General features: G+C 72.3%; 22 protein-coding genes and 1 pseudogene. 13 read left to right on the top strand and 10 right to left on the bottom strand.

The features are described from left to right. The first annotated feature begins 18 nt into the window (after nt 1-18). From ACIA6T_RS25405 to ACIA6T_RS25385, 5 genes are all read left to right on the top strand, one after another. On the top strand, nt 19-339 hold the full coding sequence (locus ACIA6T_RS25405; protein ID WP_385057149.1) for a DMT family transporter: 321 nt from the start codon (nt 19-21) through the stop codon (nt 337-339). 352 nt (nt 340-691) lie between these two features. Next, nucleotides 692-1,681: a 2,3,4,5-tetrahydropyridine-2,6-dicarboxylate N-succinyltransferase gene (gene dapD, locus ACIA6T_RS25400; RefSeq protein WP_399448764.1), complete on the top strand. Its 990-nt coding sequence runs from the start codon at nt 692-694 to the stop codon at nt 1,679-1,681. Nucleotides 1,682-1,818: 137 nt separating this feature from the next. Beyond that, complete coding sequence (locus ACIA6T_RS25395; protein WP_399448762.1) at nt 1,819-2,058, top strand: hypothetical protein; 240 nt, start codon at nt 1,819-1,821, stop codon at nt 2,056-2,058. 171 nt (nt 2,059-2,229) lie between these two features. Next, nucleotides 2,230-2,790 carry a SigE family RNA polymerase sigma factor gene (locus ACIA6T_RS25390; protein WP_399448761.1) on the top strand — a complete coding sequence of 187 codons (561 nt, stop codon included), beginning with the start codon at nt 2,230-2,232 and terminating at the stop codon, nt 2,788-2,790. Continuing rightward, nucleotides 2,787-4,010, top strand: coding sequence for a WD40 repeat domain-containing protein (locus ACIA6T_RS25385; protein WP_399448760.1), 1,224 nt, complete (start codon nt 2,787-2,789; stop codon nt 4,008-4,010). Before ACIA6T_RS25390 ends, ACIA6T_RS25385 begins: the two co-directional genes overlap by 4 nt. Here ACIA6T_RS25385 and dapA read toward each other — a convergent pair. After that, nucleotides 4,007-4,894, bottom strand: coding sequence for a 4-hydroxy-tetrahydrodipicolinate synthase (gene dapA, locus ACIA6T_RS25380; RefSeq protein WP_399448759.1), 888 nt, complete (start codon nt 4,892-4,894; stop codon nt 4,007-4,009). The genes ACIA6T_RS25385 and dapA overlap by 4 nt on opposite strands. A 131-nt stretch (nt 4,895-5,025) precedes the next feature. Here dapA and ACIA6T_RS25375 point away from each other — a divergent pair, with 131 nt between their 5' ends. Next, nucleotides 5,026-5,442: a phage holin family protein gene (locus ACIA6T_RS25375; protein WP_085574325.1), complete on the top strand. Its 417-nt coding sequence runs from the start codon at nt 5,026-5,028 to the stop codon at nt 5,440-5,442. Next, complete coding sequence (locus ACIA6T_RS25370) at nt 5,439-5,801, top strand: DUF3618 domain-containing protein (protein ID WP_399448758.1); 363 nt, start codon at nt 5,439-5,441, stop codon at nt 5,799-5,801. The genes ACIA6T_RS25375 and ACIA6T_RS25370 overlap by 4 nt, the downstream gene beginning before the upstream one ends. Nucleotides 5,802-6,017: 216 nt before the next feature. Here ACIA6T_RS25370 and ACIA6T_RS25365 read toward each other — a convergent pair whose 3' ends face one another. After that, entirely contained in the window at nt 6,018-7,829 is a 1,812-nt protein-coding gene (locus ACIA6T_RS25365; RefSeq protein WP_399448757.1) for an endonuclease/exonuclease/phosphatase family protein, read from the bottom strand. A 184-nt stretch (nt 7,830-8,013) separates the two neighbouring features. Here ACIA6T_RS25365 and ACIA6T_RS25360 point away from each other — a divergent pair, with 184 nt between their 5' ends. From ACIA6T_RS25360 to ACIA6T_RS25350, 3 genes are all read left to right on the top strand, one after another. Beyond that, nucleotides 8,014-9,450, top strand: a complete 1,437-nt coding sequence (locus tag ACIA6T_RS25360; protein WP_399448756.1) for a hypothetical protein — start codon at nt 8,014-8,016, stop codon at nt 9,448-9,450. A gap of 325 nt (nt 9,451-9,775) precedes the next feature. After that, nucleotides 9,776-11,227, top strand: coding sequence for an alkaline phosphatase PhoX (locus ACIA6T_RS25355; protein WP_399448755.1), 1,452 nt, complete (start codon nt 9,776-9,778; stop codon nt 11,225-11,227). Between the two features lie 86 nt (nt 11,228-11,313). Continuing rightward, entirely contained in the window at nt 11,314-11,880 is a 567-nt protein-coding gene (locus ACIA6T_RS25350; RefSeq protein WP_399448754.1) for a TetR/AcrR family transcriptional regulator, read from the top strand. Nucleotides 11,881-11,910: 30 nt separating this feature from the next. Here ACIA6T_RS25350 and ACIA6T_RS25345 read toward each other — a convergent pair whose 3' ends face one another. The 7 genes from ACIA6T_RS25345 to ACIA6T_RS25315 all read right to left on the bottom strand — a co-directional run bounded on the left by ACIA6T_RS25345 (nt 11,911) and on the right by ACIA6T_RS25315 (nt 19,374). Then, complete coding sequence (locus tag ACIA6T_RS25345; RefSeq protein ID WP_399448783.1) at nt 11,911-13,068, bottom strand: TerD family protein; 1,158 nt, start codon at nt 13,066-13,068, stop codon at nt 11,911-11,913. A gap of 199 nt (nt 13,069-13,267) precedes the next feature. Continuing rightward, nucleotides 13,268-14,257, bottom strand: coding sequence for a zinc-dependent alcohol dehydrogenase family protein (locus ACIA6T_RS25340; RefSeq protein ID WP_399448753.1), 990 nt, complete (start codon nt 14,255-14,257; stop codon nt 13,268-13,270). Beyond that, nucleotides 14,254-15,105 carry a carbohydrate ABC transporter permease gene (locus ACIA6T_RS25335; protein ID WP_399448752.1) on the bottom strand — a complete coding sequence of 284 codons (852 nt, stop codon included), beginning with the start codon at nt 15,103-15,105 and terminating at the stop codon, nt 14,254-14,256. The genes ACIA6T_RS25340 and ACIA6T_RS25335 overlap by 4 nt, the downstream gene beginning before the upstream one ends. Continuing rightward, a complete protein-coding gene (locus tag ACIA6T_RS25330) occupies nt 15,102-16,043 on the bottom strand; it encodes a carbohydrate ABC transporter permease (RefSeq protein ID WP_399448751.1) in 942 nt (313 codons plus the stop codon). Before ACIA6T_RS25330 ends, ACIA6T_RS25335 begins: the two co-directional genes overlap by 4 nt. Then, the gene (locus ACIA6T_RS25325) at nt 16,040-17,413 is read right to left on the bottom strand and encodes an ABC transporter substrate-binding protein (RefSeq protein ID WP_399448750.1); all 1,374 of its coding nucleotides are present in this window, start codon (nt 17,411-17,413) and stop codon (nt 16,040-16,042) included. Before ACIA6T_RS25325 ends, ACIA6T_RS25330 begins: the two co-directional genes overlap by 4 nt. A 103-nt stretch (nt 17,414-17,516) precedes the next feature. Then, on the bottom strand, nt 17,517-18,287 hold the full coding sequence (locus ACIA6T_RS25320; protein WP_399448749.1) for a DeoR/GlpR family DNA-binding transcription regulator: 771 nt from the start codon (nt 18,285-18,287) through the stop codon (nt 17,517-17,519). A gap of 277 nt (nt 18,288-18,564) precedes the next feature. Continuing rightward, nucleotides 18,565-19,374, bottom strand: coding sequence for an NAD-dependent epimerase/dehydratase family protein (locus ACIA6T_RS25315; RefSeq protein ID WP_399448748.1), 810 nt, complete (start codon nt 19,372-19,374; stop codon nt 18,565-18,567). 252 nt (nt 19,375-19,626) lie between these two features. Here ACIA6T_RS25315 and ACIA6T_RS25310 point away from each other — a divergent pair, with 252 nt between their 5' ends. Continuing rightward, nucleotides 19,627-20,586 carry a 5-dehydro-4-deoxyglucarate dehydratase gene (locus tag ACIA6T_RS25310; RefSeq protein ID WP_399448747.1) on the top strand — a complete coding sequence of 320 codons (960 nt, stop codon included), beginning with the start codon at nt 19,627-19,629 and terminating at the stop codon, nt 20,584-20,586. Continuing rightward, nucleotides 20,583-21,746 carry a hypothetical protein gene (locus ACIA6T_RS25305; protein ID WP_399448746.1) on the top strand — a complete coding sequence of 388 codons (1,164 nt, stop codon included), beginning with the start codon at nt 20,583-20,585 and terminating at the stop codon, nt 21,744-21,746. The genes ACIA6T_RS25310 and ACIA6T_RS25305 overlap by 4 nt, the downstream gene beginning before the upstream one ends. A 179-nt stretch (nt 21,747-21,925) precedes the next feature. Here ACIA6T_RS25305 and ACIA6T_RS25300 read toward each other — a convergent pair. After that, a pseudogene (locus tag ACIA6T_RS25300) lies at nt 21,926-23,126 on the bottom strand (MFS transporter). Nucleotides 23,127-23,258: 132 nt separating this feature from the next. On the opposite strand from ACIA6T_RS25300, the gene ACIA6T_RS25295 reads away from it, so the two are divergent. After that, entirely contained in the window at nt 23,259-23,852 is a 594-nt protein-coding gene (locus ACIA6T_RS25295) for a TIGR03086 family metal-binding protein (RefSeq protein WP_399448745.1), read from the top strand. Nucleotides 23,853-23,918: the final 66 nt, after the last annotated feature.

Here is a 23,918-nt window from a genome sequence, read left to right as displayed (position 1 = left end):
CCTGGCTACGATCACGTCATGGGGTACGCACTGCTCGCCGGAGCCATCGCAGCGGAGGTGGTCGGGACGACCGCCATGAAGTACAGCGAGGGATTCACCCGGCTGTGGCCCTCGGTCGTCACCGTCGCCGGGTACCTGGTGGCGTTCGCCCTGCTCGCACAGACCCTGAAGACCCTGTCGGTCGGGACGGCGTACGCCATCTGGTCCGGGGTCGGGACGGCCGCCATCGCGGTGATCGGCACGATGTTCATGGGCGAGGGGCTCACCGTCGCCAAGGCCGGCGGTATCGCGCTGATCATCGCCGGGGTGGTGGTGCTCAACCTGGGCGGGGCGCACTGACCGGTGTGTCGCCTCGGGAGGGCTGTCCGGTGGTGGTGCGTGCCGTGCCTCGGGCGGGGCTGTCGTTCACGCTGAGCGTGCTGGCGTCCATCCAGACGTGTGTGCCGCGCCTTGGACGGGGCTGTCCGGTGGTGTGCGTGTCGCTTCGGGCGGGGCTGTCCGGTGGTGTGCGTGTCGCTTCGGGCGGGGCTGTCCGGTGGTGTGCGTGTCGCTTCGGGCGGGCTGTTTCGCGGCGTGCGCGTCGCCCCGGAGGGGCCGCCTTCCGGTGGGTCCGCCGTTCGTGTGGACCGCACGCTGAGACGTGGTCCGTACCGGTTCGCGTCCGTGGGCACCGGTTGGTTAGGTTGCCCTCATGACCGACACGACTGCTCACAGCACCTCCGGCGCGGTGGCCGCCGGCCTCGCCACCGTCGCCGCCGACGGCACCGTCCTCGACACCTGGTTCCCCGCCCCCGTACTGGCCGACGAGCCCGGCCCGTCCGGCACCGAGCGGCTCTCCGCCGAGCAGGCCGCGGAACTCCTGGGCGGCGGCGCCACCGCGGCGGTCGGTCCGGACGCCCGCCGCGGCGTCGAGGTGGTCGCGGTCCGCACGGTCATCTCCTCGCTCGCCGAGAAGCCCGTCGACGCCCACGACGTCTACCTGCGCCTCCACCTGCTCTCCCACCGCCTGGTCCGGCCGCACGGCCAGAACCTGGACGGCATCTTCGCCCACCTCGCCAACGTCGCCTGGACCTCCCTCGGCCCGGTCGCCGTGGACGACCTCGAGAAGGTGCGGCTCAACGCCCGCGCCGAGGGCCTGCACCTGGCCGTCACCTCCGTCGACAAGTTCCCCCGCATGACGGACTACGTCGCCCCCAAGGGCGTCCGCATCGCCGACGCCGACCGCGTACGGCTCGGCGCGCACCTCGCCGAGGGCACCACCGTCATGCACGAGGGCTTCGTCAACTTCAACGCCGGCACGCTCGGCACGTCGATGGTCGAGGGCCGCATCTCCGCGGGCGTCGTCGTCGGCGACGGCTCCGACATCGGCGGCGGCGCCTCCACCATGGGCACCCTCTCCGGCGGCGGCAACGTGCGCATCGTCATCGGTGAGCGCTGCCTGGTCGGCGCCGAGGCGGGCGTCGGCATCGCCCTCGGTGACGAGTGCGTGGTCGAGGCCGGCCTGTACGTCACCGCGGGTACCCGCGTCACCATGCCCGACGGCGAGGTCGTCAAGGCCCGTGAGCTGTCCGGCGCCTCCCACATCCTCTACCGCCGCAACTCCGTCACCGGCACGGTCGAGGCCCGCCCGAACAACGCGGTCTGGGGCGGCCTGAACGAGGTCCTGCACAGCCACAACTGAGCCGGCCGTCACACCCGTACGCTCTCGTACGGGTTACTCCCCGTGACTTCGGGGTCGTTTTGGCAGATGAACGGGTGGACACAGGGTCCGATCAGAAGCCGGGACGACTGACATACAGAAATGGGGACGAACGGGCGATGACGAACGAGTGGGTGGGGGGCGTGCTCCGCTGTGCGGTCGGAGTGATGGGAGTGGTGGCCGTGCTGATGCTGTGCGGCACACTGGCCAGTTCCGCACACGCGGACGAGACCAACACGGCCTCCCACAACGGTCACCGCGTCGGACTGATCAACGCCAACGTCGGTCAGGTCGACGACCCCGCCGAGGACGTACTGGAACACACCCTGCTGTTCGGGGACGGGTACGCCTGGGACTGAGGGGTCGCTCCGCCGGGCCGGACCGCACCGCGTGAGAACGCGGTGCGGTCCGGCCCGTTCTTTTTCGTGAAGCCGCCGAGCGGTGGCATAGCGGGAGCCGCCCGCGCGCGTCCATAGGGGCGCGGGGAGCGGACACAGGGCCCGCTCCCGGGTGAAGAGAAGAAGGTGACGATGGATGCCGAAGCGCAGGAGAGTTTCCGGGAGTTCGTGGCGAACCGGTCGCCCGCACTGCTGAAGACCGCCGTCCTGCTGAGCGGCGGCGACCGGCACGCGGGCGAGGACCTGCTGCAGAACGCGCTGATCAAGGCGGCGGGCCGCTGGCACCGCATCGACGAACCCGAGGCGTACGTACGGCAGATCCTCTACCGGCAGCAGATCAGCCGCTGGCGGCTGAAACGGCGCGGGCGTGAACTCAGCGTGGCCGAACCGCCGGAACCCGGTACGGACGGGGACGCCGCCTCGGCCGACGCGGAACTGCGCCTGCTGATGCGGGGCGCGCTGGCCCGGCTGACCGCGCGCCAGCGCACCATGCTGGTACTGCGCTATTTCGAGGACCTCCCCGAGGCCGAGGTGGCCCGCGTCCTGGGCTGCTCGGTGGGCACCGTACGGTCCACCACCCACCGTTCCCTGGCCCGGCTGCGCGCCCTCGCGCCCGAACTGCGCTCCCTCGGCCGGTCCGAGGCCGAGCGGCGGCCGTCCGGTGACTACTCGCCCGTGGAGGTGCGGTCGTGAACGTCGACGAACTCGTGCGTGACGCGTTGCGTGAACAGGCGGCGGAACTGACCACGCCCGGACCGGGGTTCGCCGACCGGGTGCTGGCGCTACGGCGGCGGCGCCGGGTCCGCGGGCTGGTCGCCGTCGCCGCCGCCGTGGCGGCCGTCGTCGCGGTCGCTGTCGGCGTGCCGCTGCTGGACACCGGGAAGGAGGACGTCCGTCCCGCCTCCGTCCTGGACGGGAACGGCGTCTCCGCGCACCCGGACCAGTCGCCGCCGCGCGATGCGATCACGGCCGGGCGGTCCGTGCTGGCCGCCTACTACACGGCGGAGCCCGCGGTCCGGTCGGGCGACCGAGGGGTGCTGACCCGTACCTACTGGCTGCTCGACCCGGAGACCGGGACGTACGAGAAGGACGACCGGTGGTCGTTCGTCGCCGTGGCGCCCGGTGCGCGTACCGCGGCCGTACTGGAGCGGACGTTGCCCGCCTGGAGGATCGGCATCCTCGACCTGGCCTCGGGACGCGTCGACCGGTGGATCGCCGTCGACCGCGGAGTCGGCGGCCTCGCCTACTCGCGCGACGGGAGCAGGCTCGTCGCCACGACCTACGGTGAACACCCCGATCTCATCACGCGAGTGAAGGGTTCCTCCGGGGACGTGGCCTGGGTGTCGCCGTTCGGCAGCTACTCGTCCCGGAGCGGCTTCTACGTCCTGGACGTGGCCGACGGCCGGGGCGACTGGAGCCCGGTCGCGGACCGCCGGGACATCAACGGGCGGCAGGACTTCGCGTTCTCCCGGGACGGCCGGCTCGTGTACTCGCAGGTCGTCGGGGGCAAGGACGGACTGCAGCAGTTCCACGACCTCGACGGGGACACGGTTCCCGCGCCCGCGAACGAACGGCACCTGCGGTCCGACGTCTCCGCGCGGCTGTCCCCCGACGGCAAGCTGGCCGCGCTCGGTCTGACGGCCGAGGCCAAGGACACGTCCTGGTCCGAGATCCGTGATCCGTACACGGGCGAGGAGGTCGCCCGGGTGCGCGGGGCGCAGCTGCTCGCCTGGGTGGACGACCGGCGGCTCATCGCCTGGGAGCGGGCTCCCGGGTCGGAGGAGTACCGGCCGCGGTTGGTGCTGGTCACCATCGGCAGCGAGAAGGTCGTACCGCTCAGCGGGGTGCGTGAGCCGGACGAGGCGTTCGAGACGGTGGAGTGGGAGCCGGTCTTCGTCGAGCGGCGGTTCTAGTCGAGTTCCGTCAGGAGCGCGTGTGCCGCTCTGAGCCCGTCGGTCGTCTTCCGGTCGGCGGGCCTCAGGGGCGGGCGGACCGGGCCCGCGGGGAGGTTCAGGGTGGTGAGGAGGGCCTTCGCGGTGACCGTGCCGGGGAGGCCGTTCGACATCATCGCCTCGATGAGGGGGGTGGCCCGGTGCTGGAGGCGGGCCGCCTTCGTCGTGTCGCCCGCGTCGAAGGCGTCCAGCACGGCGCGGATGTGGGCAGGGGCCACGTTGGCGACCGTGCTGACACAGCCGGCGGCGCCCACCGCGTAGAGGGCCAGGTTGTGTTCGTCGCAGCCCGCGTAGTACGCGAGGTCGGTGCGGGACATGACCTTCTGGGCGGCCAGGAAGTCGTACGAGCAGTCCTTGACCGCCTTGACGCGGGGGTGCTCCGCCAGGCGGAGGAGGGTGTCCGGTTCGACGCGGACTCCGGTGCGGGACGGGATGTCGTACAGGGCGAGGGGGAGGCCCGTGGCCTCCGCGACGGTGAGGAAGTGGGCCTCGATCGCGTCCTGCGGGGGTCTGCTGTAGTACGGGGCCACCACCAGGAGGGCGTCCGCGCCGGCCTTCTCCGCCTCGCGGGCCAGTTGTGCGGTGCGGGCCGTGTCGGGGGTGCCGACGCCCGCGACGACCGTCGCCCGGGTGCCGACGGCTTGGCGTACCGCCTTGACGAGGGACGACTTCTCCGCGTCGGTGGTGGTGGGGGACTCGCCCGTGGTTCCCGAGAGGACCAGGCCGTCGCAGCCGTGGGTGACCAGGTGGTCGGCCAGGTGCTGGGCGCCGTCCAGGTCGAGTGCGCCGGCGGGGGTGAACGGGGTGATCATCGCGCACAGGGTGCGGCCCAGGGGTGGGGTCATGGGGGTAGTGTCCGGCGGTGGGTGGTGAAGGTCTACTTAAATGTCGTGGTCATTACCGGTAAGCGTTGCTTGATGGATAGCGCCGGTGCCGTGGGGGTACTCGGGGTTCCCGACCCGAGAGGAGGCGCATCGTGACCGGAACCATCGAGCGACGGCCGGTTCGCGACGAGCACAGTGTGGGTGAGCTCGTCGGACAGGCCACCGAACAGATCTCCCGGCTCGCACGGCAGGAGGTGGCGCTCGCCAAGGAGGAGCTGGCGGAGAAGGGGCGCCGCGCGGGACGCGGCGGCGGGATGCTGGGTGCGGCGGGGGCGTTCGGTTATGCGGGGCTGCTCGCGCTGGCCGGTACGGGTGTCGCCGCGCTGGACCTGGTGCTGCCGCTGTGGGCGGCGGCGCTCATCGTCACAGGGCTGCTGTTCGCCATCGCCGGTGTGCTCGCCCTTGCCGGTCGTGGGCAGTTGCGCCGGGCCACGCCGCCCAAACCCGAGCGGACCATGGGCAGCGTGAAGGCCGATGTCGAGGAGATCAAGGGAAGGGCGCACCGATGACGCACGACGTGAGGCGCGCGGGGGCCCCGTCGGGGGCCCATGTGGATGCGGGCGCGGAGGCCGCGGCTACGGGGCGCGGGGCCAAAGGGCCGGACGAGCTGCGCCGGGAGATCGAGCGAACGCGGCATGAACTCGGCGACACCGTGGAGGAGTTGGCCGGGAAAATGGATGTGAAGGCGCGGGCCCGGGCGCGGGCCGACGACCTTCGGGACCGGGCCGGGGCGATGACCGTGCAGATGCGGAGCAGTGCGGCCCATGCCGGGGAGGTCGGGGCGCGGTACCGGAAGCCGGCGGTGATCGCCGGCGCGGTGGTCGCGGTCGTGGCGGGTGCGGTGATGGTGCGGCGCCATCGTTGTTGAGCGTCTCCGCCTCCACCTCCGCCCGGGGCGCGGCTCTCGGTTCGGCGGGGCGTGCGCAGCGCCCAGGGGAGCTTTGTGGGGCGGGGCCGGGTCGGGGGTGCCCGTCCTCGGTCCGGCGCGGAACCGGGCGCTCGCATGTGCCCGGGCCGACGCGCCGGCCGCCGCGGGCGGGTACCCCCGCCCCGTCCCCTCACCGCCGTGGGCGGCTGCTCCTCCCTACGGCCGGAAGCGGAGCACCTGCGGGTCGTGGTCGCTGATCTGGTCGTGGAACTCCGCGTTGACGTGCACGCTGTCGTACGTGAAGGTGCCGCGACGGATGGACGGGCTGATCAGGATCTGGTCCAGGGCCTGGCTGTTGCCCTGGTAGACGTAGGAGTAACGCTCGGACCGGGGGAGGGACTTGATCGCCGACCAGAGGGTGCCCCTGCCTTCGAGGATTTCCGTCGTCTCCGAGAACTCGAAGTCGTTGATGTCGCCCAGGGCCACCACGTCGGCGTTCTTCTGGGTCTTGAGGATCTTCGCCGTGAAGTCGTGGACGGCCTCGGCCTGGAGGTGACGCTGGGTCTCCGAGCTGCGGGCCGGGGGCTGGTACTGGGAGGTCAGGCCCTGGTCGCCGCCCTTCGAGGCGAAGTGGTTGGCGATGACGATGACCGTGCGGCCCCGGAAGGTGAACTCACCGGCGAGCGGCTTGCGGCTGTTGTCGAACGCCTCGGACGTCGGGTCGACGCGGCCGGGGGAGAGGGTCAGGGCCGCCTTGCCGCGGACCTTCGTGACGTCGGTGGCGGTCGTGGCGTCGCCGCCGGCGCGGTCCGTGAAGGAGACCCTCGCGGGGTTGAAGAGGAAGGCCTGGCGGATGTTGCCGCCCGGTTCGCCGCCGTCCTGCTTGTCGGCGGGGTCGACGGAGCGCCAGTCGTAGCGGGGGCCGCCCGCCGCCTCGATGGCGTCGATCAGCCTGGCCATCGTCAGGTCGGCGGCGACCGTGCCGTCGTCGGTGGCACCGTTGTTGTCCTGGATCTCCTCCAGGGACACGATGTCGGGCGACTTGAGGTTGTTCACGATCGCGGCGGCGTGGGCGGCGAAGGTGTCGTCGGAGGGGTCGAGGTTCTCGACGTTGTAGGTGGCGACGGCCAGTTCGGTGGTGCGCTGTCCGCGGGTCGTCTCGCGGCTCAGTTCCGCGCTCTCGAGGGTGCCCAGCTCGCTTGCCACGAGGGTGTAGCCGCCGTACTGGTTGTAGTCCAGGGGGCCCGCGGTGGTGCCGGTGAGGGTGTCGCCGACGTTCGCGTCGGGGAAGTCGGACGCCTTGCCCAGCGACTGGATCTGGAGACGGCCGGTGTTCTGGGCGTCGTAGGAGCCGTAGACCGTGCCGCCCCGGCGGTTGCGGTGCTCGTACGGCTTCACCGTGACCCAGAGTTCGGTGTACGGGTCGGTGGCGCCCACCACGCGCGTGTCGGAGACCTGGACGTTCATGCCCTCCAGCGACTCGTAGAGGTCCAGGGCGTACTCGGCGGGGCGCAGGGGGAGCGCGTTGACCGAGCCGTTCGGCTCGGGGGTGTAGGCGGCGGGGACGGAACGCGCGTCGAGGGGGGTGGCGGCCGGCAGCGGGTTGCCGCTGGAGACGACCGTGAAGGCCGGGCGGGTGATCTCCGTCAGGGACTGGTTGCCGGAGGACGTGCCGCCGGGGACGTACTCCGAGACCGTGCCGGAGACCGTGACGGCGTCGCCCACGGCGACACCCCTGGGGGTGGAGCCCGTGAAGACGAAGACGCCCTCGCTGGTGGCCGGGTCGGCGTCCGGGGCGGGATCCTGGATCCAGAAGCCGCGGGACGAACCGTAGGTGCGGATGCCGGTGACGATTCCGGTCACGTCGGTGACCTGCTGTCCGGCCAGCGGTGAGGTGCGGGTGTCGCCCTGGATGTCATGGACGCGCACCGTGTCGGCGTGCGCGGGCGACGTGAGGACGACGGTGGACGCCGCGGAACATGCGGCGGCGACGGTGAGCGCGGCGAGACGCGCGGACTTTCTCGGCAACGGGATTCCCTCCGGGGACGTGTGACCCACCCTCTTCTACGCGCGTCAATCTCCTGTCAGGCCCCGCCACTTGTCAAGGTTTCGGCCATGTACGCCCGCTGAAGGGGAGATGAAGCGGGCGGCATGGGTGGAAATCCGTCTAGGCTGAGTGGCCGAGTCGTGAGAGGCCTAGGAGAAACAGCCGATGTCAGACAGCTCCACCCTGCCGCCCGCGCGGCTGCACCCCGAAGCGGAGCTGGCGCGCGACGCCCTGTCCACCCCGGTGCTCTCCCGGGCCGCCCGGCTCGCCCGCTGGGCCGGACCGGACACCCGGGTCGACGCCGGTGCCGGGCTCGTCGACGAGCAGTTGCCGGCGGCTGCCGCGGAGCTGGGACTGACCGGGGAGGACGCCGCCGCCGACGCCAGTGAGGCCTGGCGCGTCGCCGTGGACGCCGGGCTCGTCGAGGTGGTCGACGAGGAGGAGGGGACCGTCGCCGCCGGGGACGAGCTGGGGGTGCTCACCGGGGGCTCGCCGCAGGACGTGCTCGGGGTGTGGCTCACGGCCCTGGAGACGGTCCTCGGTGACGCGAGCGTTCCGGACCTGGGCGGGCTGGTCGACGCCATCGCCGAGGGGGAGGGGTCCGGGGAGATCGATTTCGACGCGCTGGACTGGGACCCGGAGGCCGAGGCGGAGTTCCTGGACGGCGTGCTCGGGAACCTCTACCTGCTGACCGTGGGCGGGGAGGACGCCGACGGGACGATGGTGCCGCTGCCCGCGCTGGCCGCGTCGGTGATCGTGCCCGACGACATGGCCGAACCCACCAACGACGTCCTGGAACAGGTCTCCGACGCGATGATGCGGCTGGACGACCAGTTCCGGATGCTGGAGCCGGTCGGGCTCGTGGAGTACCGGCCGGTGGACGAGGCGCTGATGGCCGACGCCGACGAGGAGCCCGCCGCGCCGGTCGACGACACCGACGTCGCCCGCTACGGCATGGTGCGGCTGACCCCGCTCGGACTGTACGGACTGCGCGCCCGGCTGCTGGAGGCCGGGTTCGAGGCACCGGCCGTCGGTGACCTCGCGGACAAGGGCGCGGACGCGCTGCTCGACGGCACCGCCGTCTTCCCGCCGGCCGCCGCCCACGCGGAGACCGAGCAGTGGCTGGACCGGCGTGATCCGCTCCAGGCCGCACGCGAGTTGCTGGCGGCGGCACGCGGAGCGGACCAGGGCGCGCCGCTGCGGCGGCTGCGGTGCCAGCAGGCGCTGTCGCTGGTCGGCGTGGCGGCGGAGCCCGCGCTGCGGGAGGTGCTGGACGATCCCGAACTCGGCGGGCTGGCCCGGGTGTGGCTGGCCGAGCACGGGGCGCCCGACGTACCGCCGCCGTCCGAGGCCCTGATCTTCTGGCTGACCATCGACACGGTCGCCGCCCAGCTCGCCGCCGAGGGCAACTCCGAGGAACTGCGCTCCCTGGTGGAGGGGCTGGCACGGCAGCACAGCGGCTTCTTCGACACGGCCTGGCGGGTGGAACACCCCGCCACCGCGGACGTGCTGGAGGCCATGGGGCGGCTGCACCCCGACAAGCGGATCGCGAAGGAAGCGCGGAAGGCGGCGTTCAAGGCCCGGTCGCAGCACGGGAGCTGAGCGCCGTCCCTCCCCTCGCACTCGCGTGACCTGTGGTCGGGCGGCGGGGGCGGGGAAATCCACGCGCGGCGGTGGCCACGAACGCCCGGTGCCGCGCGGGGCGCCCGATGCGGGGCGGGTCCGGTGGACGGTGCCGTGCGGGGCGGGTCCGGTGGACGGTGCGGGGCGGGTCCGGTGGACGGTGCCGTGCGGGGCCCGGGCGGTTCACGGAAGGGAGAACCACCGTGACCCCCGGTGTTCAACCGGCGTTCAGGCATGGGCGGGAGCGTGGCGGGCGCACGGGGATCGCCACCCTCCACGGTCCAGCCACGTCACAGGAGACAGCATGTCGCTCACCCGCAGGGACTTCACCAGGACGTCCGCGATCGCCGGTGTCACGCTGGCCGGCAGTGTGGCCGCCCTCGCCTCCGCGCCCAACGCCCTCGCGGCCGCCGACACCGGGAGCGCGGACGAAGGGGCCGGAGAAGCGGCCGGGCGGCACGGCGGGGTCGGGTACGGGCCGCTCGTCCCGGACCCGGACGGACTCCTCGCCCTGCCCGCCGGGTTCACCTACCGCGTCCTCACCCACAGCGGCAGGACCCGGCTGGAATCGGGGGAGTTCACGCCCGCCGAGCACGACGGCACGGCCGCCTTCCCCGGCCCGCGCGGCAGCACCCTCCTGGTCAACAACCACGAGATGGACGGCCCGCGCGACGAGACCGAGTTCCCGGTCCCGCTCACCGAGGGCCTGGTCTACGACCCGGCCGCGCCCGGCGGCTGCACGGTCGTCGAGGTCCGCCCCGACGGCAGCGTCGCCGAGTGGGTCGGCATCTCCGGCACCGCCAACAACTGCGCCGGCGGCACCACCCCCTGGGGCACCTGGCTCACCTGCGAGGAGAACTCCGACCGGGCCGGCCAGAACGGCATGACCAAGGACCACGGCTACGTCTTCGAGGTCGACCCCGCCGACCGGCGCGCCAACCGCGACCCCAAGCCGCTGAAGTTCTTCGGCCGTTACGACCACGAGGCCGTCGTCATCGACACCGGGCGCGGCCACGCCTACCTCACCGAGGACGCCGACGAGCCCAACGGCCTGTTCTACCGCTGGACCCCGCCGGAGGGCTTCCGCTACGGCCCCGGCACCCTGCGCACCCTCGCCGACGACGCCGGCGTCCTCCAGGCACCCAGGTGCTACGACTCCGGCGGCCGGTACGTCGACGACCTCTCCCGCGCCACGAGGACCGGCACGGTGTACGGCGTCGACTGGGTGGACGTGCCCGACCGCGACGCGCGGACCGTCGACGTGCGCGAGCAGTTCGAGGACGGCGAGGTCACCCGCGCCCGCAAGCTGGAGGGCATGTGGTGGGGCGACGGCGGGGCGTACATCGTCTCCTCGTACGCCCGCGAGGAGAGCCCCGTGCAGCACGACGGCCAGGTCTGGTTCTACGACCCCAGGCGCCGCACGCTGACCCTGAAGGTCCTGCTCGGCGTGGACCGGAACCCGGCGGAGGACGGCGCCTTCGACGGCCCCGACAACATCACCGTCTCACCGTACGGCGGTCTGATCATCGCCGAGGACGGCGACGGCGTGCAGCACCTGTTCGGCGCCACCGACAGCGGACGCACCTACCCCATCGCCCGCAACGAACTGAACATCGGCACCGAGGACGAGCCGGAGTTCAGCGAATTCACCGGCGTGACCTTCTCGCCCGACGGCAAGACCCTCTACGCCAACATCCAGGAACCCGGCATCATGCTCGCCATCACCGGGCCCTGGAGGCGGCAGAAGCGCCGCTGACCGGTTCGCTCGTCCGACCGGCGCCCTCCCCGTCACCCGCGGCTCGGTAGGGTACGGGGAGGGTTCCCGGGTTCGAGGAGTGGGTGATGGCGCAGGTCAGATCGATGCGCGCGGATGCCCGCCGCAATCGTGAACTGCTGCTGGAGGCCGCGGTGGAGGCGTTCGCCGCGCACGGTGAGGGTGCCTCGCTCGACGACATCGCCAAGCGGGCGGGCGTCGGGTCCGGCACGCTCTACCGGCATTTCCCGACGCGTCAGGCGCTGCTGGAGGCCGCGTACGTCGACCGCATCGAGTCGATCGCGGCACGGGCCGGTGAACTGGCCGGGCGGCTGCCGCCGGGCGAGGCGCTGGTGGAGTGGCTGAACGAACTCGGCGCCGGGATGCTCCGGATCCGGGGGCTGCGGGCGCTGCTGGGTGCCGCCGTCGGGGACGGCGGCACGGAGTGCTGCGATCCGCTGAAGAGCGCGGTGGACCGGCTGGTCGGGGCGGCGCGGGAGGCGGGCGTGCTGCGGCGCGACGTCGAGCCCGTCGACGTCCTGCGGCTGGCCCACGGGGTGGCGACGGCCTCGGAGCTGGCGGGCGGGGAGGGCACGGAGATCCGCCGGTACCTGGAGCTGCTGATGACCGGGCTGAGGGCCCGGGGCGCCCCCTGAGCGAGGGCGCCCGGTGGCTTGCGGCAGTGGTTACAGCGCCTGGGCGGCCGGCTTCACCATCCCCCGTACGGTGCGGGACTTCACGAAGTCGCCCATCGCGGTCATCTCCCACTCGCCGGAGAACTGGCGGATCAGCTTCGCCATCATCACGCCCGTCTGCGGTTCGGCGCTCGTGAGGTCGAAGCGGGCCAGTTCCTCGCCCGTGGTGGCGTCCAGCAGGCGGCAGTACGCCTTGGCGACCTCGGTGAACTTCTGGCCGGAGAAGGAGTTGACCGTGAAGACCAGGCCGGTGACGTCCATGGGGAGCCGGCCGAGGTCGACGGTGATCACCTCGTCGTCCCCGCCGCCCTCGCCGGTGAGGTTGTCGCCGGAGTGGCGGATCGCGCCGTTCACGATCTGGAGCTTGCCGAAGTAGCAGCTGTCGATGTGGTTGCGCTGCGGGCCGTAGGCGATGACCGAGGCGTCGAGGTCGATGTCCTTGCCGCGGTAGGCGGGCTCCCAGCCGAGACCCATCTTGACCTGGGACAGCAGCGGCTGGCCGCCCTTGATCAGGGAGACGGTCTGGTTCTTCTGGAGGCTGACCCGGCCCTTGTCGAGGTTGATCTTCCCGGTGCCGGGGGCGGGGGCGGGCGGTGCCGGGGGTGCGGCGGGTGCGGTGGCCGGCATGGGGGGTGCCTGCGGGGTGGCCGCGGGCTGGGGCGGGGCGGCGGCCGGTTCCTCGACCGTGACGCCGAAGTCGGTGGCGATGCCGGCCAGGCCGTTGGCGTAGCCCTGGCCGACGGCGCGGGCCTTCCAGGCGCCGTTGCGCAGGTAGATCTCGACGACCACCAGGGCCGTCTCGGTGCCGAGGGCCGGGGGTGTGAAGGTGGCCAGGACCGCGTTGTCGTCCGCGTTGCGGAGGGTGGCGGTGGGTTCGATGCCCTGGAAGGTCTGGCCGGCGGCGTCGGGGCTGGCGGTGACGACGATCTTCTCGATGCCGGGGGGTACGGCCGTGGTGTCGACCGTGATGCCGCCGGGGCGGTAGGTCACGCCCGGGCCGGTGGGCTGGTTGTAGAAGATGAAGTCGTCGTCGGAGCGCACCTTGCCGTCGGCGGTGAGCAGGAGGCCCGATACGTCGAGGCGCACGGGGGCGGCGACGTCCACCGTCACGTGGGCGGTGGGGAGAGGGATGTTCGAGCCGGGGGTCATTGCGGTCATGCCGGGTGAACGAGCGGGGGCGTTTTACCGTTCCCTTACCTCGGTCCGATCGGGTCAGAGGGTTTTCGCCCCCGCGCCCCTTCCCGCCCCGGACCCCGCTCCTCAAACTCCCCCGGAGGGGCTGAAACCAGCCCCTCCGGCGTTTGAGGAACAAGGGTTCGGGGGCAGCGCCCCCGGGGGCGGGAAACCCCTACGGCACCACCACGATCTTCCGTCCCACGCCCGCCGCGAACTGGTCCAGGGCCTGGGGGTACCGGTCCAGGGGGAGGCGGTCGCTGATGAAGACGTCCGGGTCCAGGACGCCCCCGGCGAACAGTTCCGCCGCCCGTTCGTAGCTGTGCAGGACGGCCATCGAGCCGGTGATGGTGATCTCCTGGTTGTAGATCCGGTACGGGTCGATCGTCACCCGCGTCGCGTAGTCGGCCACCCCGAACTGGAGGAACGTACCGGCCTTGGCCACCCGCTCCAGCCCGTCCTGGATCGCCGCCGCGTTCCCCGTCGCGTCGATGACGAGATCCCATCCCTGGGGCCGGTCCAGCTCGTCCGGCGACGCCGCCGACGCGGAGACACCCAACCTCCGCGCCGTCTCCAGCCGCGCCGGATTCAGGTCCACCATGTCGACGCTCGCCGCGCCCGTCCGCTTCGCCAGTTCCAGCATCATCAGGCCCATCGTCCCGGACCCGTAGATCAGGACGTGGGCGCCGAGCCGGGACTGCAGCACGTCGTAGCCGCGCACCGCGCACGACAGCGGCTCGATCAGCGCCGCGTCCTGCGTGCGGACGTGCTCGGGGAGCCTCACGCAGTTCGCCACGGGGGCCACGGCGTACTGCGCCGCGCCGCCCGCCGTGGTGACGCCGATCGCCGCCCAGCGCTCGCAGAGGTTGTTGTGGCCGTTACGGCAGTAGCGGCACTCGTAGCAGTACAGGGAGGGGTCCACCGCGACCCGGTCGCCGAGGGACACCTCCGTGACCCGGGCGCCGACGCCGACCACCTCGCCGGCGAACTCGTGCCCCGGCACGATCGGCAGCTTCGGCGCGAACTCGCCCTGGAGGATGTGCAGGTCCGTGCCGCACAGCCCGCACGCGGCGACCTCGACGACGACGTCGCGCGGCCCTGGCGTCGGGTCCGGGACCTCGGCGACGACGGCCTTGCCCACGGACTCGATGACGGCGGCCTTCATTTCACGGCTCCCAACGACAGGCCCTGGACGAGTTTGTCCTGGGCGGCGAACCCCGCGGCGAGCACCGGCAGGGAGATGACGAGCGACGCGGCGCACACCTTGGCCAGGAACAGACCCTGGCTGGTGATGAAGCCGGTCAGGAAGACGGGGGCGGTCTCGGCGACCACGCCCGTCAGGACCCGGGCGAAGAGCAGTTCGTTCCAGCTGAAGATGAAGCAGATGAGGGAGGTCGCGGCGATGCCGGGGAGGGCGATCGGGGCGACCACCCGTACCAGGACCGTGGGCAGCTTCGCGCCGTCCACCCGGGCCGCCTCGATGATCGCGACCGGGACCTCGGCCAGGAAGGACTGCATCATCCAGACCGCGATCGGCAGGTTCATGGAGGTGTAGAGGATGACGAGCAGCCAGATGTTGTCGAGCATCCCGGCGTTCTTGGCGAACAGGTAGATCGGCAGCAGGCCCGCCACCACGGGCAGCATCTTGGTGGAGAGGAAGAAGAAGAGGACGTCCGTCCACTTCCGCACCGGGCGGATGGACAGGGCGTACGCCGCGGGCAGCGCCAGGACCAGGACGAACAGGGTCGACACGACCGACGCCACCGCCGAGTTGACCAGCGCCGGCCAGGGGCTGGCGCCGCCGTCCGCGCCGAAGAACTCGCGGTAGCCGTCGAGGGTGAGGGCGGCGGTGAAGGACGGCGGGTTGGTGGCCGCGTCCGTCTCGGAGTGGAAGGACGTCAGCGCCATCCAGGCGATGGGCAGGAAGAACACGATGCCGGCCAGCCAGGCGACCAGGCCGAGACCCGCTCCGCCGCGGAACCGGCCGCGGGTGCGTACGGCGATGCTGCTCATGCGCGGGACACCTCCTCGCGGAACAGGGACGACACCACGCGCAGGGCGAAGGTCGCGATGATGATGGAACCGATGACGACCAGGACGCCGGCGGCCGAGGCGAGGCCGTTCTCGTGGGCCTGGTAGAAGGTCTGGTAGACGGTGTAGGGCAGGTTGGCGGTGCCCAGGCCGCCGGACGTGATGGTGAAGACCGCGTCGAAGTTCTGCACGATGTAGATCGAGCCGAGCAGGGCGCCCAGTTCGAGGTAGCGGCGCAGGTGGGGCAGGGTGAGGTGGACGAAGATCTGCCAGTCGCTCGCGCCGTCGACGCGGGCGGCCTCGATCTGCTGCTGGTCCCGGCTCTGCAGTCCGGCGAGCAGGATCAGCATCATGAACGGGGTCCACTGCCACACCAGTGAGGCCTCGACGGCGAGCAGCGGGGTGCCCGAGATCCAGTCGGGCTGGGGGCCGCCCACGTAGTGCAGCAGGCCGTTGAGGAGGCCGTACTCCGGGTTGTAGAGGACGTGCTTCCACAGCAGGGCCGCCGCCACCGGGACCACCAGGAACGGGGCGATGAGCAGGGTGCGCACGATGCCCCGGCCGCGGAACCTCCGGTCCAGCAGGAGGGCGAGGAGCAGTCCGAGGACCAGGCTGGCCAGGACGACCGCCACGGTCAGCAGGATCGTCGTCCAGACGGACTTGCGCAGGGCCGCGTCGGTGAGGACCTCCTGGTAGTTCTCGAAGCCGGCGAAGCTGCGGGCGTCGGGGTAGAGGGAGTTCCAGTCGAAGAAGGAGATGACCAGGGTCGCCACGAAGGGCAGCTGGGTGACCACGATCATGAAGATCAGGGCGGGCAGCAGCGGGGCGCGGGTGGCCCACGCGCGGAGCCGGGCGGAGGGCCGGCGAGGGGCGGAGCGTGTCTCTGGTGCGGCCACGGGGGCCGTCGTCGTGGCGGTCATCGTCCCTCGTACTCCTCGGAGATCTCTTCTGCGAGCTGCTGGGACTTCCTCAGGGCCGACTCGACGGACTGGCGTCCGGCGATGGCCGCGCTGATCTCCTGGGAGACCTTGGTGCCGAGGTCGGTGAACTCGGGGATGCCGACGAACTGGATGCCGGGCGCCGGGCGGGGCTGGACGCCGGGGTCGTCGGGCCGGGCCTGTGCGATGGCCTCCTTGGTCATCTCCTGGAAGGCGGCGGCCTCCGCGCGGTAGTCGGGGTTGTCGTAGGTGGAGGCGCGCTTGCCGGCCGGGATGTTGGACCAGCCGATCTCGTCGCCGACGAGCTGCTCGTACTCCTTGCTGGAGGCCCAGGAGACGAACTTCCAGGCGTTGTCGGGGTTGCGGGAGGCGTCCTGGATGCCCCAGGCCCAGGTGTAGAGCCAGCCGGAGGACTCGGTCTTCTCGACGGGGGCGGGGGCGTAGCCGACCTTGCCCCTGACGGGGGAGCCGTCGGCCTCCAGGGAGCCGGCCGCGGAGGTGGCGTCGTACCACATGGCGACCTTGCTCTGGGTCATGTTGTTGAGGCACTCGGCGAAGCCGGCCTGCGGGGCGCCGGACTCGCCGTGTTCGCGGACCAGGTCGACGTAGAACTTCGTGGCCTTCTCCCATTCGGGGGAGTCGAGCCCCGCGTTCCAGTCCTCGTCGAACCAGGTGCCGCCGAAGGTGTTCACCACGGTGGTCAGCGGGGCCATGATCTCGCCCCAGCCGGGCAGTCCGCGCAGACAGATGCCCTTCATGCCCGGTTCGGCCCCGTCGAGTTCGGCGGCGAGGTCGGCGACCTGCTGCCAGGTGGGGGCGGCGGGCATCTCCAGGCCCTCCCTGTCGAAGATGTCCTTGCGGTACATCAGGAAGGACGACTCGCCGTAGAAGGGCTGGCCGTAGAGCTTGCCGTCGTCGCCGGTGAGGGACTGGCGCATCGGTTCGAGGACGTCCTGCTGGTCGTAGTCGGGGTCCCCGTCGACGTAGGAGTCCATCTCCTTCAGCCAGCCGTTGCGGGCGTAGATGGGGATCTCGTAGTTGGACAGGGTGGCCACGTCGTACTGGCCGGCCTGGTTGGCGAAGTCCTGGCTGATCTTGTCGCGGACGTCGTTCTCCGGCAGCACGGTGAAGTTGACCTCGATGCCGGTGTCCTTGGTGAAGTGGTCGGCGGTCAGCTTCTGCAACTCGACCATCTGCGGGTTGTTGACCATCAGGACGTTGATGGAGTCACCGCCGGATCCGGCCCCGCCCGCTCCGACCCAGCAGCCGGAGAGCAGCGGGGCGAGCAGCGTCCCTGCGGCGACCGCGGCGAGTGCGGCTCGCGGCGGCCTCCGTCGGCTCTGGGTTTGCATGGATCACTCCTTGATAAAGCGGGTCGTATGGGGAGACAGCGGGCGTCACTCGGCGTGGCTCGGCCCGGAGGGGACGGGAAACGGTGTGCTGATCCGGTCTTCCTCAGACCCGGATGACCTGCGGCCCCAGCAGGGAGTAGCGATGGGCCTCGGCCGCCGGGAGCAGGGTGCTCGTGACGATCGCCTCCAGCGCGCCGACCTCGGCGAACCGGCAGAAGCTGACCGCCCCGAACTTGGTGTGGACGCCCGCGAACACCACCCGGCGGGAGGCCCGCACCGCCTGCGCCTTGACCTCGCTGACCGCCGGGTCGGGCGTGGTCAGTCCGTGTTCGCGGGAGATCCCGTTGGCGCCGATGAACGCCAGGTCGATGACGAAACCGGCGAGCATCTTCGTCGTCCAGTGGTCGACGGTGGCGAGGGTGCCGGGGCGGACCCGGCCGCCGAGCAGCAGGACGGACGCGGTGCCGCTCTCCGCGAGCGCGCCCGCGACCGGCAGGGAGGCGGTGACCACGGTGAGGGGCCGGTCGGTGGGCAGGGCCTCGGCGATGAGCTGCGGGGTGAAGCCCTCGTCGACGAAGACCGTCTCGGCGTCCCCGATCAGCTCGGCCGCGGCGGTCGCGACCCGGCGCTTCTCGGGGACGTGGCTGGTGGCGCGGAAGGCGAGCGTCGTCTCGAAGCCGGCGCTCTCCACGGGATAGGCCCCGCCGTGGGTGCGGCGCACCAGACCGTGGTCCTCCAGGGCGCGCAGATCCCGCCGTACGGTCTCCTTGGCCACGCCCAGTTCGGCGGCGAGCGCGCTGACGTCGACCGCGCCGGTGGTGCGCGCCACCCGTACGATCTCCCGCTGGCGCTCTTCGGCCGTCCTGTGGCTCATGACCGGACACCCGCTTCCTGATCTCGCTGCCCGTTCGGGCCCGGTGGGACCCATGCAGGAAGTTGTACAGCGGGCTTTCGCTGCTGACCAGGTCTGTTGCGGGCCCGTTCCTGCCCGGTTGTGCCCGTTCGGCTCGCGCCGTGCCCGGCTCGGACCTGGGCGGGCGCGGGGGAACGGGTGGGAGCGGGCAGCGTGGATGCCCGCATACGGCGGCGGGCGGGCCCGTTCGGTGCCCGCCCGCCGCCGGAGGCGTCGATTTCCCGCCCGAGTGCTGTCGTCAGTACGGCCAGATGGGCGGGTCGGTGACGAAGTGGCCGCCCAGGGCGGCGTGCGCCGGGTTGTCCGGGTCCAGCTCGCCCTGCTCGGCGATCAGCTTCTCGGCGTACGGCTCGGAGTCGTCCTGGGGGTCGTAGCCGAGCGCCCGCGCGGAGGTGAGGTCCCACCACAGCCGGGTGTTGGCGGAGGAGCCGTGGACGACGGTGTGGCCGACGTTCTCGGCGGTCAGGGCCGCGTGGAAGAGGCGGGCGCCGTCGGCGGGGCTCATCCACACCGAGAGCATGCGCACGCTGGTCGGCTCGGGGAAGCAGGAGCCGATGCGCACGGAGACGGTCTCGATGCCGTGCTTGTCCCAGTAGAGCTGGGCGAGGTCCTCGCCGAAGCACTTGGACAGACCGTAGAAGGTGTCCGGGCGGCGCGGGGTGTCGACCGGGATGAGGGGGTCGTCGCCCTGCGGGCGCGGGGTGTAGCCGACGGCGTGGTTGGAGGAGGCGAAGACGATGCGCCCGACGCCCTCCTCGCGGGCGGCCTCGTACAGGTTGTACGTGCCCTCGATGTTGGCCTTCAGGATCTTCTCGAACGAGGCTTCCAGGGAGATGCCGGCCAGGTGGACGATCGCGTCGACGCCGCGGACCGCCTCGCGCACGGCGTCCTTGTCGGCGAGGTCCGCGACGACCGCGTCCGGTTCGCCGTCGATCGGGCGCAGGTCGAGCAGGCGCAGGTCGTAGCCGTGGTCCGGGAGCAGGCCCCGCATCAGCGTGCCGAGGCCACCGGCGGCGCCGGTGAGCAGAACGGTGCGGGGAGCGGGCATCCTCGGGTCTCCTTGCATCGCCGGCCGTGCCGCCCGTACGCAGGAGTCCGTACAGGAGAATCCATCCATATGGGCGCACGGCATTCATATTCGTGGACACGCTAAGGAGGTGGGGCCTGGCGCGTCAAGTATTCCGCGACTTCCTGTGGAACGGAAGAATCCGCTGGTGTGTGGCGGGGTGCGGTGCTTGACCGGGGTCCCCGGGGCGTCTTAGCGTGAACATGTTCAGGAATATGGACGTGAATCAGGAATATGGACCAGGGAGAGCTTGTGACGCCAGCCCCTCTCGCCGCCCGACTCGGTGTCCCCAGCGGGCCGCTGTTCTTCCCGGTCACCGCCTACGGACCCGACGGCTCCGTCGACCTCGACACCTACCGCCTCCATGTGCGGCGCGGGGTGGAGGCCGGGGCCGCCGCCGTGTTCGCCTGCTGCGGTACCGGTGAGTTCCACGCGCTGACACCGGAGGAGTTCGAGCTGTGCGTGACGGCCGCCGTGGAGGCCGCCGACGGGCGCGTCCCGGTCGTCGCGGGCGCCGGCTACGGCACCGCGCTCGCGGTCCGCTACGCCCGCCTCGCCGAGCGCGCCGGGGCCGACGGACTGCTCGCGATGCCGCCCTACCTGGTCAAGGCCGCGCAGGAGGGACTGCTGCGGCACTACCGGCAGCTGGCCGCGGCCACCTCCCTGCCGGTCATCGTCTACCAGCGCGACAACGCCGTCTTCACCCCCGAAAGCGTCGTCGAACTGGCCCGCACGGAGGGGATCGTCGGCTTCAAGGACGGCCTCGGCGACCTCGACCTGATGCAGCGGACCGTCAGCGCCGTACGCGCCGGAGGCCCCGACGGCTTCCTGTACTTCAACGGGCTGCCGACCGCCGAACTGACCCAGCCTGCCTACGGCGGCATCGGCATCACCCTCTACTCGTCCGCGGCGTTCTGCTTCGTACCCGAGATCGCCCTCGCCTGCCACACCGCCTTCCGCACCGGCGACACGGCCACCGCGCACCGCCTGATCGACGGCTTCTACCGGCCGTTCGTCGAACTGCGCGACCGGGGCAGCGGCTACGCCGTCTCCCTCGTCAAGGCCGGCGTACGCCTGCGCGGACTGGACGTGGGGGAGGTCCGGCCGCCGCTGCACGAACCGGCCGGGGATCATGTCAAGCAGCTCGCTCAGCTGATCGAGCGGGGACACGCGCTGCTGGAGGAGAGCCAGTGAAGACGTCGGCGTTCGTCTACCCCTGGGACGTCAACGGGGACCCGGAGGCCCCCGCGCGGATCGCCGCGCTCGGCACGGCGCAGGTGACGCTCGCCTCCGCCTACCACTCCACCCGCGCGCTGACCCCGCGCCACCCGCGCCACCGCGTCGTGACCGCCGAGCACGCGGCCGTGCTGTACCCGGCCGGGGACCACTGGTCCGGCCGCACCCCGCGCCCGTACCCGGCCGGCGACTGGGCGCCCGGAGACGCCTTCGGCGAGGCCGCCGCCGCGCTCACGGACGCGGGCCTGGAGGTGCACACCTGGGTGGTGCTCGCGCACAACTCCCGCCTCGGCGCGGAGCATCCGGACACCTCGGTGGTCAACGCCTACGGCGACCGCTACCCCTGGGCGCCGTGCATCGCCCAGCCCGGCACCCGCGCGTACCTGACCGACCTCGCCGCCGAGGCCGCGGTACGGCCCGGAGCGCACGGCACCGAGCTGGAGTCCCTCGGCTGGTACGGACTCGCCCATCTGCACGCCCACGACAAGATCGCCGGGGTCGGCCTCGGGGACGCCGGGCAGTACCTGATGTCCCTGTGCTTCTGCCCGTCCTGCCGCGAGGGCTACGGGGCCCGGGGCCTGGACGCCGACGGACTCGCCGCCGCCGTACGCGCCGCACTGGAACCGGTGTGGCGGGGGGCGCCCTCCGACGGGGGCTGGGCGGGCGTCGAGAAGCTCCTCGGCGGGACACCGGCGAACGCCACGCGCGCGTGGCGCGACGAAACGGCCCGCACGCTCCAGGAGGCCGCGGTCACCGCCGTGCGACAGGCCGCTCCCGAGGGCTTCCAGGTCCTCCTGCACGCGGACCCGGTCTCCTACCACTGCGGCGCCAACGCCGGCGTCGACCCGGCCCGCGTCCTCTCCGTCGCCGACGGAGTGGTCGTGCCCTGCACGGGAGGCGCCGGCCTGCTGACCCCGTTCGCGGGGGAGGCCCGCGCGGACACCGTCCTCGCCGCCAACCTCACGATCGTCTCCGGCATGGGCGGCAGCCCCGGCACCCTCGCGGCGGACGCGGCGGAGGCCCGCCGCCTGGGCGCGACGGAGCTGCGGCTGTACCACGCGGGGTTGGCGTCGGACGACGACCTGGAGGCGGTCCGGTCGGCGCTGGCCGGGCTCTGAGCCGGCGAGGGCGTGGGGTTGGCGTACGACTTCGGCCGGTGCCGGCATCGGTGCCCGTGTGGGTGTGGGCCGGGGGTGTTCGCGCAGCCCGGCGTTGGCGGGGTGCCGCTGCGCCCACCCGTGCCGCCCCAGCGGCACGACTGCCCGCAGCCACGTGCGGGGGACTGCGGTCGGTTGGGTCATGCCGGGGCGGTGTTCGCGCGGTGGCCGAGCAGGGTCGCCGCCGTCGCCGTCAGGGCGAACCCGACTACGACCAGCAGGAGTCGGTGGTCGAGGAGTTCGACCAGGGCCGCTCCCGCCGCCAGGCCGAGGACGTTCGGGGTGAACACCAGCGTGTTGGCGGTGGCGGTGACCCGGCCCAGCAGGGGGGGCCGGGGTCCCGCGCTGTACGGCGGTCAGCGTGGCGATCAGCACGGCGGGCAGGCCCGCACCGATCGCCGCGCTGCACACCCACGCCAGAAGGTCGTCCGGCACCGCGCGCAGTGCCACCGCGACGGCCAGTACGGCGATGCCGTACGCCGCGAAGCGCCGTTCGCCGAGGCGGCGCAGGGCCGGGCCGGAGAGCAGGCCGACCGCCACCGACCCCGCGCCCTGGACGGCGTACAGCACACCGGCGTACGCGGGGGAGTGGCCGAGGTCCTCGACCACGGCGTAGACCAGCGCCCCGCTCACCCCCGCGCACAGCATCGTGGCGCCGCCCGCCAGCACCAGCGGGCGGAGCACCGGATGCGCCCACAGATGGCGGGCACCCTCGGCCGTCCGCTCCCGGTGGCTGCCCGTCGGGGGCGCCGGCCGGTCCTCCCGTACCCGCAGGAACGCGTACACCACCGTGGCGAGCAGGAAGGTGACCGAGTCCAGGACGGCGACGGCCGCCCCGCCACAGGCCGCGTAGAGGCCCGCGCCCGCCAGCGGGGCCAGCAGCTTCACGCCCTCGCCGGCGGTCGTCCGCAGGCCGTTGAAGTCGCCGAGCAGGGAGCGGTCCACGGCGGTGGCGATCAGCGCCGACTCGGCCGCGTCGTGGACGACGCCCGCCGCGCCGTACACGAACAGCACCGCGTACAGCAGCCACAGCCCGCGCGGTGAGCCGACGGCGCACAGGGTGAGCAGGAGCACCGCCATGAGCAGGCTCGCGGCGATCAGCAGCGGCCGGCGGCGGAACCGGTCGGCCAGGGTACCCAGCAGCGGGCCGGCGAGGGTGGGCGCCCACATCGCCAGCAGGCACAGGGCCGCGAGGCCGTCCGAGCCGGTGAGGTCCTTGACCCACACGCCCGAGGCCAGCCACAGGGCGGAGGTGCCGAAGCCGGAGACCACCACTGCGGTGAGGCAGAGCCCGGCGTTGCGGTCCCGCACCACGCGGGCCGCCGTCCACGTCGTCGTCATGCCCGCTCATCGTGGGTCTAAGGACCCTTCGTGAGGATCGGGCGGATGCCTTAGAAGCGGGACGGCCGAACGATGAGTTCCGTGACCGGGATCGGTCTGTCCTCCAGGAGAACCGTCAAGAGGAGCAGCCCGATGACCGACACCACCCTCGACCTCGGACCGCAGACCCGGATCGTGGCGCGCCTCGCCGAGGCCGTCGCGGACGAGCGACTGGCGGACGGGACGCCCTGCCCGCGGTACGCGGTACGGAACGTGCTGGGCCACCTTCTGGGGCTGGCCGTCGCCTTCCGGGACGCGGGCCGCAAGGAGCTGGGCGTCACCACGGACACCAGCCCGGAGGCCGCCCTGCCGGACATCGGGCCCGGCTGGCGCGAGGAGCTGCCCAAGGTGCTCGACGAGCTCGCCGGGGTCTGGCGGGAGCCAGCGGCCTGGACCGGCATGACCCGCGCGGGCGGCGTCGACCTGCCGGGCGCGGTCGCCGGTGCCGTCGTCACCGACGAACTGGTGATCCACGGCTGGGACCTGGCCCGCGCGACCGGCCGGACCTACGCGCCCGACCCCGCCGCGCTGCAGGCGTCGTACGACTTCCTCCTGGCCGCCGCCGCGGACTCCGACGGGGGCGGCGGCGTCTTCGGCCCCGTCGTCCCCGTCCGGCCCGACGCCCCGCTCCTGGACCGGACGATCGGGCTGAGCGGCCGGGACCCGGGCTGGACGCGGTCCGTGTGACGACAGGACCCACCGAAGACGGAGTCCGCCCGAAGCCGGGAGCCGCCCGAAGCCGGGAGCCGCATG

The organism is Streptomyces sp. NPDC051740, from assembly GCF_044453165.1.
Lineage (GTDB): Bacteria > Actinomycetota > Actinomycetes > Streptomycetales > Streptomycetaceae > Streptomyces > Streptomyces atrovirens.
Note: the sequence above shows the minus strand (reverse complement) of the source record. Positions and strands in the feature narration are given on the sequence as shown.